Consider the following 11,811-nt stretch of genomic DNA (forward strand, 5'->3'; position numbering starts at 1 on the left):
GTGCTCAAAACACACATAAGTAGTTGCGATGCTCCGCATAACTCAGGGCGCGGGACCAGCCGCACGCATCACTCAGACGGATATGCTGACCCGACGGACCTCAACCGGAAGCACAACGACGTGACCACAGACACCCCGCTCTCCAGGCTCGACCTGAACCTCCTCGTCTCCCTCGACGCGCTCCTCACCGAACGCAGCGTCACCAGAGCCGCCGAGCGTCTCCACCTCAGCCAGCCCGCGCTCAGCGCATCCCTCGGCAGACTCCGCACCCACTTCAACGACAAGATCCTCGCCCGCACCGGCAACACCTACGAACTCACCCCCCTCGCCGTGCGCCTGAGCGAGCTCACCGCCACCGCCCTCGACTCCGCGCGGCGCGTGTTCGACAGCCAAGCCGACTGGAACCCCACCCAATCGACCCGCGAATTCACGGTGCTTGGCTCCGACTACGGCTTCGCCACAATCGGCACCCGAGTCTCCAAGCTCGCAGCCGAATCGGCGCCCGGCGTGCGGTTCCGGTTCCGGATGCACAACCCCAGCATCGTCGAAGACGCCATCGCCCAGCTCCGCTCCGTCGACGCCATGATGATCCCCCACGGCTTCCTCAGCGACCTGCCCTACACCGACCTCTTCACCGACGAGTGGCGCATCATCTGCACCGAAGACAACCCGCACGTCGGCGAACGCATCACCATGGACAACATCGCCGAACTGCCATGGGTGTTCAACTACCTGTCGCGCTCTGCGTTCACCTCCGCGAGCAGACAAATCCGAGAGCTCGGCATCGAACCCACCGTCGCCGCCGTCGTCGAAGGCTTCCACGTGCTCCCCCACTTCGTCGTCGGCACCAACCGCCTCGCGCTCATGCAGAAGCGACTCACCGACGTGCTCATCCCGAGCGAGGGATTCCGCGTGCTCGAAACACCCTTCGACGCGACCCCCATCTCGGCTGCCCTCTGGTGGCATCCCACCCACAACAGCGACCCAGAACACGCGTGGATGCGCCGCCTCTTCGCGCAAGCCGGCGCCGACATGCAGGCGGAGGCCGGCGCGGCGTAGGCGCGGGGACGGGCGGTCTCGGGCGCCGGCGCCGTCTCGGGATGGGTTCCTCATCTCCGGATGACTTCCAACCCATCCCGAAGTGAGAAACCCATCCCGAAACAGACGACGTGCAGCCGCAAGCTCTCGGGATGGGTTCCTCGCCTCGTTGCGGAACATCGGCCACCACGAAGCACGAAACCCAACCCAAAACCAGAACCGACAAACGCCCACCCAAGTCTCGGGATGGGTTCCTCATCTCCGGATGACCTGCAACCCATCCCGAAGTGAGAAACCCATCCCGAAACAGACGTCGGTTGAGCGTCAGCGGGTCAGGATGAGGGCGTCGCCTTGGCCGCCTCCGCCGCAGAGGGCGACGGCTGCGGTGCCGTGGCCTCGGCGGGCGAGCTCGTGTACGGCGTGCACGACGACCCTCGCACCGGATGCGCCGATCGGGTGGCCGAGGGCGATCGCGCCGCCGTGCGGGTTGACGACCTCGTCGGGAACGCCGAGTTCGGCTTGCGACTGCACGACAACGGCCGCGAAGGCCTCGTTGATCTCGATGAGGTCAAGCGCAGCAGCGGCAATGCCCTGCTTCTCGCAGGCCCGGAGGATCGCCCGGGAAGGCTGCGATTGCAGGGATGCGTCGGGTCCGGCGACCTGCCCGGCGGCACCGACGACGGCGAGCACGTCGTAGCCGTGCGCATCCGCGAAGGCCCTCGTCGTAAGCACGACAGCGGAGGCACCGTCGGAGATGGGCGAGGCGTTGCCGGCCGTGATCGTGCCGTCGGCGGCAAACGCGGCGCGCAGCCCCGCGAGTGACTCAGCAGTTGTCGAAGGGCGGATGCCCTCGTCGCGCGTCACTCGAATCGGGTCGCCGCGGCGCACCGGCACGTCGACCGCGACGATCTCGGCGTCAAAGAGCCCCGCATCCACTGCCGCGGCGGCACGCTGGTGCGAGCGAGCGGCAACAGAATCCTGCGCCTCGCGGGTGATCCCGAGGGTCGCGTTGTGCTGCTCGGTGAGCAGGCCCATGCTCTGCCCGGAAGCAGCATCCGTCAAGCCGTCGTGGGCCATGTGGTCGAGCGCCTCGACCGAGCCGTACGCCCAACCTTTGCGCGAGCCCGCCAAGAGATGCGGGGCCTGGCTCATCGACTCCATGCCGGCCGCGACGACGAGCTGCGCGTCGCCGGTCTTCAGCATGCGAGCGGCATCGATGACGGCGGTCAGGCCCGAAAGGCAGACTTTGTTGATGGATGCGACGTGCGCCGAGGCGGGGATGCCCGCGGCGAGCGCCGCCTGGCGTCCGGCGTTTTGTCCGACACCAGCCGAGAGCACGTGGCCGACAAGCACCGCGTCGACGAGCGATGCATCGATGCCGCCCTGTGCGAGAGCGCCGCTCATCGCGGCGGCGCCGAGCTGCGGCGCGGTCAGCGTTGAGAGCTGCCCGCCCAGCTTGCCCTGCGGGGTCCGCGCGGCCGCGACGATGACCACGTCGTTTGGGTTTTCGTTTGTCTTCTCGGCGATGCTGCTCGTGCCGCTCATGCGCTGACTCGTCCTCTCGTTCGTGCGCGCGACGCGGCCCGGGCTCGCGGCACGGGCACGGCCTCGACGGCGGCGCCGATGACGTTGATGATCTCGCCGATGCGCTCGACGCGCAGCTCGACGACATCGCCTTCTGTGAGCGGCGGTGGCGTGAGTGATCCGGCGCGCCCCCAGAGTTCGGCGAGGCATCCGCCGTTGCCAGCGGTTCCGGAGCCGAGCACATCGCCCGCCACAACCCGCGAGTTGCGAGACGCGTACACGAGGAGCTGTGGGAACGACCAGCCCATGTTCGACAGCAGGTCGCTGCCGATCAGCTCGCCGTTGACGAGTACCTGCAGCTCGAGCTCGAGGAACCCGTCGGCGTCGTGCGCGTCGGTGAGCTCGTCGGCGGTGACGATCCAGGGGCCGAGGGTCGCGGCGAAGTCCTTGCCCTTGCAAGGGCCGAGGCGCACCTTCATCTCGCGTGACTGGATGTCGCGGGCTGACCAGTCGTTGAAGACGCTGTAGCCGAAGACGTGTCGGGCGGCGCCAGCTTCGTCGAGGTTCGCCCCGTCGCTGCCGTCGACGGCGCCCACGACGACGGCCACTTCGAGCTCGAAGTCGAGCCGTTCGGTGACGGGTGGGCGGATGCTCGCCCCGCTGCCCACGAGCGAGTGCGGGTTGGTGAAATAAAAGGTGGGTGCGTCGTACCATTCGGCGACGACGCCGGAGTCACCGTCGATGGACTTCACGACGCCCTCGACGTGCTCCTCGAAGGCGACGAAGTCGCGCACGCTGGGGGCTTCGATGGGCGCGAGCAGCTCGACGTCGGCGAGGAAGGGCGCGCGGCCGAGCGAGCCGTCAGCCCAGGCGCTCTCGATGAGCGACGCCGCGAGCGCGTTGGCGCGCTCGAGGCCGAGCTTGGTCGCCCCGAGCACGGTGAGTCCGTCGGCGAACGCGAGCACCCGGTCGCCGCCGTCGTGCGCGACGACGACACCGTCGTGCGTGCGGCCCGCGTGCATCCACCTGGCGTATCTCACCGGGCCGCTTCCACCGTGTTCCAGACGCGGGGCAGCCGCGCGGCGTTGCCGAATAGGATCTGCGCCTCGGCCTCGGCCCCGAGCTCGGCGTCGTGTACCCGTTCGACGGGGTTCTCGACGCCCATGTCGAACGGGTAGTCGGAGCCGAGCAGCACGCGGTCGGCGCCGACTGCCGCGACGAGGTTCCGCAACGCCTGCGGCGTGTGCACAAGGGAGTCGAAGCGCAGCTGCCGCAGGTAGCTGGATGGGGCGCGCCGGCAGGTGCGCGCCTCGGGCCGCACCTCCCAGGCGTGGTCGGAGCGACCGATGAACGTGGGCAGGTAGCCGCCGCCGTGCGCGGCGATGAGCACAAGGTTCGGGTAGCGGTCGAGCACGCCGGCGAAGATGAGGTGCGAGATGGCGGCGGCGTTCTCGGCGGGCTGGCCGACGGTGTTGGAGAGGTAGAAGCGGTCGAGGCGCTCATCGAGGCTGCAGCCGAACGGATGCAGGAAAACGATGGCCTCGAGCTCCTCGGCGCGGCGCCAGAAGTCGTCGAGTCGCTCGTCGCTCAGCTCGACGTCTCCGGCGAATGACGACAGCTCGACCCCGGCGAGGCCGTGCACGAGCACGGCGTCGTCAAGCAGCTCGACGAGGCGGTGCGGATGCTGCAGCGGCACGAGGCCAAGCCCGCGGAGGCGGTCCGGGGCGCCGGCGACGTGCTCAGCGATCGCCGCGTTGGCCTCCTTCGCCGCCCACACGGCGAGCTCCTCGCCGGCCCACGGGTAGTAGTGGCTGGGCGAGGGCGACACGAGCTGCACATCCACGCCCTGCGCATCCATTACCGCGAGCCGCTCGTCGAGCGAGATGAGCTTCGGGAAGCGCGCCTTGATCATGGCGCCGGATGCGGCGAGGCTCTCTGGTCCGTTGCGCTTGGCTTCGAGTTCGCCTGCGGCCGCGAAGCCCTCGGGGTCGCGGCCCTGCACGGCGCCCTGCAGGGCGGGGAGGAGGAGATGCGCGTGGACGTCGACAACCTGGCCGGCCGCGTTCACGCCGGAGGTCTCGCTCATGCGGGCACCGCCACGAGCTGAGCGACGCCGCCCATGAGGGCGGGCACGTTGCCGTCGCGCTTGCCTTCGAGCTGCCACTGGCCGAGGGTCGTGGATGCCTCGACGACGTGGGATGCGCGGGGCAGGCGGCGGGCGTGGAAGTCGTCCCAGAACTGCTGGTCGAGTTCGGCCCGCTCGAGCAGCATCGTGCCGAGCACGAGGCCATCTTCGGCGGCCTGCGCGGCGCCCTGCGCGATGGTCGGAGGGCAGCTATGGGCGGCGTCGCCGATGACGACGACCCGGCCGCGGTTCCACGCATCCGGCACCACGTGCGAGGTGAAGAGCGTGTAGTGCACGCGCGCCGACTCGGTGAGCGAGTCGCGGATCTCCTGCCACGGCCCGCCGTAGCTGCCCGCGAGGTCGCGCATGATCTCGACGCTTTCGGCGGGGGTCAGGCCGGCGCGGTCCTGCGCCTTCTCGACGAGGTACGCGTAAATGCTGTTCTCGCCAGTCGGGCAGTAGCCGGCGATGAAGCAGCGGCCGCCGTAGTAGAGGTCGGTGTGGGTGACCTCGGCCGGCCGCTCCACGAAGGCGCGCCAGATGCCCATGCCCGTGCGTTCGGGCTTCGTCTCGATGCCGATGAGCGAGCGGGTCGGCGAGTTGAGGCCGTCGGCGCCGACGACCAGGTCGACGCGCAGCGTGCTGCCCGCATCCGTCGCCACGGTCACACCGTCGGCGTCCTGCTCGAGCCCTGTCACGGTGGTGCCGTAGTGGATGCGCGCGCCGACCTCGAGGGCGCGGTCGGCGAGGATCTTGGCCAGGTCGGGGCGGTACATGCCTGCCGTCGCCGGGTACTCGGGGCCGCCGGTGCGCGTCTCGGTGAGACTCGCGATGACGGTGCCTGCCGGGTCGGGGGCGCGCATGCTGACCTCGTCGAACGAGTAGGACTGCTCCTGGATGCGCTCCCAGATGCCGACCTGGTCGAAGACGCGGAGCGCGTTGCCCTGCAGCGTGATGCCGGAGCCGAGGGCGGTGACCTCGGACTTGGCTTCGAAGACGTCGACCTCGACGCCGCCGTCAGCCAGCACGATCGCGGCGACCATGCCCGCGACTCCGCCTCCGACGATGGCGACCTTGGAAACTGCACTCATTTGGGGGCCTGCTTTCTGCGTCTGCGTTGACGATGAAGGGTCTGGTGTCGGGTCTGATGCCTGCAGCGGCGGGGCTGTCTAGCGGATGGAGGAGCGGCTGCTCAGCGGATAGCGATGGGGTTGACGGGCGACCCGACGGCGCCCGTGATGGGGAGGGGCGGGGCGACCAGGAGGAACTCGTAGGTGCCGTCGGCGGCGCTCGCCTCGGCCAGCGATTCAAGATCCCACATCTCGCCGATGGTGAGTCCCATGTTGGGGATGACCACCTGGTGGAGCGGCTGGAACGCCTCGTCGAACTCGTTGGGGCGCACTTCGAAGCCCCACGTGTCGGTGGCGATGGCGGCGATCTCGGTGCGGTGCAGCCAGCCGGCCGTCGTGAATGAGAGGCCGGCGCTCGGGCCGCCCGCGTAGCCGTTCCAGCCTTCGCGGAGTGCGCGGGCGTAGCGGCCGGTGCGCACGAGTACGATGTCGCCGCGGCCGACGGCCGCGGTCGCGCCCTGGGCGTGGATGCACGACTCGAGGTCGGCGGTCGTGATCGCGTAGCCGTCCTCGAGCTCGCCGCTGTCGCGGAGGTGCCTGCCGAGGTCGAGGAGCACGCCGCGGCTGACGATGGATGCGGCCGTGTGCTCGATGCCCGTGACGAGGTCACCGTCGCTGGTCACAACCTCGCCGGAGCGGCGCCCGTTCCAGGCGTACCCGTGGTCGAAGATGTGCCCGAGCCCATCCCACTGCGTGGAGCACTGGAGCGGCATGGCGACGACGTCGTCGGCCCCGCCGAGCCCGTGCGGGAACCCCTGGTTCGCGAGCTGCGCATCCGTTCCCGTGTCGAGCATCGTGTGCACGGGGTTGGTGCGGCGCCGCCACCCCATCTGGGGGCCGTTCATGTCGAACGGCTGCGAGAGCGAGAAGCTGCGGCCCGTGCGGACGAGCTTCGCAGCCTCGGCGCGCTTGGCGTCGTCGATGAAGTTGAGCGTGCCGATGCGGTCGTCGTCGCCCCAGCGGCCCCAGTTGCGGTAGGCGTGCGCTGCACGGGCGACCTCGGTGGTCGGGTCGGTGCGGTCGAGGTCGGCAGGGTTGTCGGTCGGGGCGCCGGCAGGCGCGACTCCGGCTTCCGAGACCGCTGGCGCTGGCGCGGCCTCTGGCGTGGTCGGCGTGAGCGAGGTCATGCCGAGACCGTTTCCGCGCGCACCTTCGTGGTCTGCGTGCCGAGGCCCTCGATGACGCTCACCATGACGTCGCCGTCCTGGAGGAGCCGGCCGTGCACGATGCCGTTGCCCGCCGGGCTGCCGGTGAGGAGAAGGTCGCCCGGGAGGAGCGGCATGTTCTCGGATGCGGCCGAGATGAGCGCGGGAATGTCGAAGAGGAGGTCGTCGGTGACGGCGTCCTGCATCGTGTCGCCGTTGAGCGCGAGCTTCAGGGTGAGCGAGTGCGGGTCGGTCACGAACTGCGCGGGCACGAGGAACGGGCCGGTCGGGAGGAAGCCCGGCGCGTTCTTGCCGCGGTACCAGTCGGTGCCGATCTCCTTCATGTCGGTGCGGAAGATCAGGTCGCGCGTGGAGATGTCGTTGACGATCGTGTAACCGGCGACGTGGTCGAGGGCGTCGGCGCGAGACACTCGGTGGGCGCGCTTGCCGATGACGACGGCGAGTTCGAGCTCCCAGTCGTGCTGGTCGCTGTAGCCGGGCAGCTCGAGCTCCGCGTCGACGCCGGCGACGGCCGTCGGGAGGCCGATGAAGAAGTACGGCTCTCCGTCCCTGGCACGCGCATCCATCATCTCGGCCGCCCATTCGCGCAGCTCCTCGATGGGGCGCGGGTCGTTCTTCGCGCGGCCAGCGGCGACGAGGTCGATGACGTGCGTGCGGTAGTTGGCGCCGGTCTGCAGCACCTGGCGGGGCTCGACGGGAGCTTCGAGGGTGACGTCGGCGAGGTCGAGCCATGCGGCGCCAGCGCCAGCGACGTCGCCATCGCCATCGGCCACCAGCGCGGCAAGGCGATCCCACGATTCGGGGGCCTGGGCGAGGAAGTCGTTGAGCGAATCGGCACCGAGCTCAGCCGCGCTGAGCGGGCGGATGCGGCCGGCCGCGACGAGTCCGAGCTGCGGCTTGCCGTGCCCCACGCGGTAGCGGGCGAGGGCGAAGTCGGCGGTCAGTCCTTCGGACGGCGTTGTCACGGGTGGTCTCCAATTCACGACGCTTCGGTGCGTTCTGAACATAAGTCAATCGCGTCCGGGCGCATCAGCCAAGCCGGGATCCGTTATTCCGGGCATCAGGGCTGGTGATGGGTGCGCCGCCTGACCGCAGGAACATAGTTGTCCACAGATCTTCCCTGCGGTGCAATTCAGAAGTAGTTCTGAAGTATGATCCGCATGTGTCCATCTCCTCGCAGGCAAGAACGTTCAATTCGTCCGATCTCAGCCGTAACGCAACCAAGGTCTTTGCCGCGGCCGAGGACCATCCCGTCGACGTCACTCGGCGTGATGGCGAGGATCTTGTCCTCATGTCGAAGCGCGAGTCACACGCTCGAGATCAGCTTCTGGAGATCGCGGCACAACTCATCGCAGCGGCGACCGATGACCGCGGCTCCCTCGAGCACCGGATGTCGCAGATGTTTCCATGGATGCTGGCACTCAGCCCAGACGGCCAGCGCAAGTGCGCGCAGGATCTGCTCGACGCATCACGTGCATCCTTCTCGACTGGCCAAGCTCATCTCGCGATTGCCGAGCTCACAGCGTGGAAGGAAACAGCTTCGGCGCTCGCAGCGGGATTGACCCCCGTGCAGGCCGACTGGCTCGAAGCCGATATCACCGTGGAACGACCGTAGGAGGTGTCGAAGGACACATCGGTCCCGCGTCCCACAAAGAAGGGCGAGTACCGCATCCGGTTCGCGACGAACTCGGCCAGGAAGGGCTGGGTAGATTTAGCCGCCACGATTCGGAACCCTCTCGCCGATGCCTGGGACTTCCTCACCTCGACACCCCAAGTGACTACGCCCAACAACTACCGGCTTCGCGACGAACTCGGCACCCTCCAGCGTGATGGTCGCGTCTACGCACGCTGGCAACACAAGCCAACACTGCGCGGCGATGCCCGCATCTGGTTCTACGTCGACGGTGACGTCGTCTACCTGGAACAAGTTCACACCCACCACCCGAATGTGACGAAGTAGCGAAGCGACGACAGTCAGGTGCCGGGCAAACCAGGCGATGGCCACGGCCAGAACCCGACCCGTCGGGCATCCGTCAGGTCGGGCGCGATACAGTCTGGGATGCTTCAGCGAACCCTCGGTCGCACTGACCGCAACGTGTCCATCGTCGGCCTCGGCACCTGGCAGCTCGGCGCTGACTGGGGCGATGTCGACGAGAGCGCCGCGCTCGACGTGCTCAGCGCATCCGTCGACGCTGGCGTCACCTTCTTCGACACCGCCGACGTCTACGGGGATGGTCGCAGCGAGGCGATTATCGGCAGGTTCCTCCGCGAGCGTCCGGACGCTGACGTGTTCGTCGCCACGAAGATGGGCCGGCGGGGCCCGCAGGATCCTGCCGAATTCACACTCGCCAACTTCCGCGCCTGGACCGACCGGTCGCGCAAGAACCTCGGCGTCGACACCCTCGACCTGGTGCAGTTGCACTGCCCGCCGACGCCCGTCTTCTCGACCGACGAGGTCTACGACGCCCTCGACACGCTGGTCGCGGACGGAGCGATCGCGGCGTACGGCGTGAGCGTCGAGACCGAAGCGGAAGCGCTCGCGGCCATCGCCCGTCCGGGCACCGCATCCGTGCAGATCGTCTTCAACGCGTTCCGCCTGAAGCCCCTCGACCGCGTGCTGCCCGCGGCCCGCGAGGCCGGGGTCGGCATCATCGCTCGCGTGCCGCTCGCCTCGGGCCTCCTGAGCGCGAAGTACGCGAAAGACACGACCTTCTCGGCCGACGACCACCGCACCTACAACCGCGACGGCAGCGCCTTCGACGTGGGCGAGACGTTCGCGGGCGTTGATTTCGCGACCGGCGTGGAGGCCGCGCAGGCCTTCGCCGCAGCTCTTCCCGAAGGCGTCTCGCCCGCCCCTGCCGCCATCGCGTGGGTCGCCGCTCAAGACGGGGTGAGCAGCGTCATCCCCGGAGCGCGCAACCGCGCGCAGGCAGAATCGAACGCAGCCGCCGGCTCGCTGGAACTCCCCGAGGGCCTCGACTCGAGCGTGCACGAGATCTACGACCGGTACTTCCGGGGTGCGGTGCACCACCGCTGGTAAATGGTGCACCACCGCTAGTGAATGAGGCGCGGTGAAGGGCGCCGGAGCCAGGTGAGCCGTTAGCCGATCGCCCGCGCGATCGGCAGCCCGCCGCCGTGCGAGGTGAGGCCGCCGTCGATGGCGAGCTCGGCACCCGTCATAAACGACGTCGCTGACGAGAGCAGGCTCGCAATGACGTCCGCGACTTCCGCTGGCGAACCGGTGCGGCCGAGGGGTGTCAGCTCAGTGTTGATGTCCCGGAACGCCTCCGGCGCGCTTGCCGTCATCGGCGTCTCGATGTAGCCGGGGTGCACGATGTTCACGCGGATCCCCCGCGGGCCGAGTTCCATGGCCGCCGTCTTCGTGATGCCGCGCAGCGCCCACTTGCTCGCGGCGTAGGCGACGGCGTAGTGCGCGGTCACCGCGGCGGCCGAGCCGACATTGACGATGGATGCGCCGCTCCCCATGAGCGGGGCGAGCGCCTGGATGCCGAGGGCCGGGCCCGTTGCGTTCACCGCGAAGGCGAGCTCGAAGTCCTCAGTGGTGACCTTCGGGAGCCTCGCACGGCGGGTGATGCCTGCCGCGTTCACGAGCCCCGCGAGCGCGCCAGCGGCTGCGGTCGAGGCAGCGGCGAGCTCGGCGACGGCCGTCCAGCCCACCGGGTCGCGCACGTCGAGGACGACGCGCTGCAGGCCTGGCTGGTCTGGCGCATCCGCTGGCCACGCCCGGTCCGCCGCGATCACGGAGATGCCGCCCGCGAGGAGCCGCTCGACAACCGCGGCCCCGATGCCCGACGCGGCGCCCGTCACGACAATCGGTGCAACGGATGCTCCGGGGCTGCTGTCCGTGCTCCTTTGCTCTGTCACGGGGCTCCTCTCGGCACGCGGCTCTGCTCATCCACCCCAACCCAAGCAGGCGCGCCGTGATCTGCACACGCGAGATCGCTGATCCGCAGCATCGCCGCGCGTGATGCGGTCACTCGGTCAGCGGCCGAAGTCTCGGGATGGCTTCCTCACTTCGGGATGGGTTACAAGCCATCCGGAGATGAGCAACCCATCCCGAATCGTGCGCGTGGAGGCGAGCGCGGGCCAGACTCGAACCCGCGTCAGCCTAGCCGCGAGTTGCCTCGCCACCGGAGCCAAACGGCGTCAGTGCCGGGCCACGGAGCCGTGGTCACGTCGAATCCCTCTCGCAGGTAGAAGCCGCGAACCCTTTCGTTGCTCGGCTCGAACTCGGTGACGAGATCGCCACCGCGCGCGCGAGCTCGCGCCTTTGCCGCGTCGACCAGGGATCGCCCAACGCCCCGGTGCTGCTGGTCCGGCAAGACGTAGAGCTTCCACATCACCAGATCCTCACCGAGCGATTCCACATGGGTCATGCCGATGATCTCGCCTTCTACTTCTGCGACGTCGACATTCCCACGCTGGATCGCTGCCGAGATCGCTTCGGCGTTCCAATATTCGTCCAGCCCTGCCAGCACGTAGGCGCGCCCCTCGAGCGGGCCGTAGGTTGCTGGCCAGGCCACAAGGCCGACGAACCTCACGTCAGCAACATCTTCAGGCCGGGCGCGACGAATCGTGACTGTCATGGCAGTAGTTTCCAGGGCTTTCGGGCGCCGCGTCCAGGGGCTCCCCGAGGCCAGAGAACCATGGCGGCGGCATGTGGTTTCGGGATGGGTTCCTCACCTCAAGATGGGTTGCAACCCATCCCGAGATGAGCAAGCCATCCCGAGACTGGCGGGTCGGGTCGGGTCGGGTCGGGTCGAGGCGAGGCGCGGCGGGGCGCGGGTGTAGGCGTGGAGCGAATGCC

At 68.8% G+C, this 11,811-nt stretch carries 12 protein-coding genes; 4 read left to right on the forward strand and 8 right to left on the reverse strand.

Going from position 1 to position 11,811, the window contains the following annotated elements:
- Positions 1–120 precede the first annotated feature (120 nt).
- The gene (locus ACPYN9_RS15265; RefSeq protein ID WP_424467399.1) at positions 121–1,059 is read left to right on the forward strand and encodes a LysR family transcriptional regulator; all 939 of its coding nucleotides are present in this window, start codon (positions 121–123) and stop codon (positions 1,057–1,059) included.
- 303 nt (positions 1,060–1,362) lie between these two features.
- On the opposite strand, the gene ACPYN9_RS15270 is transcribed toward ACPYN9_RS15265, so the two are convergent.
- The 6 genes from ACPYN9_RS15270 to ACPYN9_RS15295 form a co-directional block, all read right to left on the reverse strand.
- Complete coding sequence (locus ACPYN9_RS15270) at positions 1,363–2,583, reverse strand: acetyl-CoA C-acetyltransferase (protein ID WP_424467400.1); 1,221 nt, start codon at positions 2,581–2,583, stop codon at positions 1,363–1,365.
- Positions 2,580–3,602 carry a fumarylacetoacetate hydrolase family protein gene (locus ACPYN9_RS15275; protein WP_424467401.1) on the reverse strand — a complete coding sequence of 341 codons (1,023 nt, stop codon included), beginning with the start codon at positions 3,600–3,602 and terminating at the stop codon, positions 2,580–2,582. The genes ACPYN9_RS15270 and ACPYN9_RS15275 overlap by 4 nt, the downstream gene beginning before the upstream one ends.
- The gene (locus ACPYN9_RS15280) at positions 3,599–4,648 is read right to left on the reverse strand and encodes an amidohydrolase family protein (protein ID WP_424467402.1); all 1,050 of its coding nucleotides are present in this window, start codon (positions 4,646–4,648) and stop codon (positions 3,599–3,601) included. The genes ACPYN9_RS15275 and ACPYN9_RS15280 overlap by 4 nt, the downstream gene beginning before the upstream one ends.
- Positions 4,645–5,778, reverse strand: coding sequence for an FAD-dependent monooxygenase (locus tag ACPYN9_RS15285; protein ID WP_424467403.1), 1,134 nt, complete (start codon positions 5,776–5,778; stop codon positions 4,645–4,647). The genes ACPYN9_RS15280 and ACPYN9_RS15285 overlap by 4 nt, the downstream gene beginning before the upstream one ends.
- 101 nt (positions 5,779–5,879) lie before the next feature.
- Positions 5,880–6,944 (reverse strand): cyclase family protein, encoded by a 1,065-nt coding sequence (locus ACPYN9_RS15290; RefSeq protein ID WP_424467404.1) that lies wholly within the window; start codon positions 6,942–6,944, stop codon positions 5,880–5,882.
- Entirely contained in the window at positions 6,941–7,948 is a 1,008-nt protein-coding gene (locus ACPYN9_RS15295; protein ID WP_424467405.1) for a fumarylacetoacetate hydrolase family protein, read from the reverse strand. Before ACPYN9_RS15295 ends, ACPYN9_RS15290 begins: the two co-directional genes overlap by 4 nt.
- 197 nt (positions 7,949–8,145) lie before the next feature.
- Between ACPYN9_RS15295 and ACPYN9_RS15300 the strand changes: the two genes are divergently transcribed.
- The 3 genes from ACPYN9_RS15300 to ACPYN9_RS15310 all read left to right on the forward strand — a co-directional run bounded on the left by ACPYN9_RS15300 (position 8,146) and on the right by ACPYN9_RS15310 (position 10,023).
- Positions 8,146–8,598 carry a prevent-host-death protein gene (locus tag ACPYN9_RS15300; protein ID WP_424467406.1) on the forward strand — a complete coding sequence of 151 codons (453 nt, stop codon included), beginning with the start codon at positions 8,146–8,148 and terminating at the stop codon, positions 8,596–8,598.
- A gap of 3 nt (positions 8,599–8,601) precedes the next feature.
- Positions 8,602–8,943, forward strand: coding sequence for a hypothetical protein (locus ACPYN9_RS15305; protein ID WP_424467407.1), 342 nt, complete (start codon positions 8,602–8,604; stop codon positions 8,941–8,943).
- A 99-nt stretch (positions 8,944–9,042) separates the two neighbouring features.
- Positions 9,043–10,023, forward strand: a complete 981-nt coding sequence (locus tag ACPYN9_RS15310) for an aldo/keto reductase (protein WP_424467408.1) — start codon at positions 9,043–9,045, stop codon at positions 10,021–10,023.
- A 59-nt stretch (positions 10,024–10,082) separates the two neighbouring features.
- On the opposite strand, the gene ACPYN9_RS15315 is transcribed toward ACPYN9_RS15310, so the two are convergent.
- Positions 10,083–10,868 carry an SDR family NAD(P)-dependent oxidoreductase gene (locus ACPYN9_RS15315; protein ID WP_424467410.1) on the reverse strand — a complete coding sequence of 262 codons (786 nt, stop codon included), beginning with the start codon at positions 10,866–10,868 and terminating at the stop codon, positions 10,083–10,085.
- Positions 10,869–11,107: 239 nt separating this feature from the next.
- Positions 11,108–11,590 (reverse strand): GNAT family N-acetyltransferase, encoded by a 483-nt coding sequence (locus tag ACPYN9_RS15320; protein WP_424467412.1) that lies wholly within the window; start codon positions 11,588–11,590, stop codon positions 11,108–11,110.
- Positions 11,591–11,811 lie beyond the last annotated feature (221 nt).

Source organism: Pseudoclavibacter helvolus (genome assembly GCF_049707175.1).
Taxonomy (GTDB): Bacteria; Actinomycetota; Actinomycetes; order Actinomycetales; family Microbacteriaceae; genus Pseudoclavibacter; species Pseudoclavibacter helvolus_A.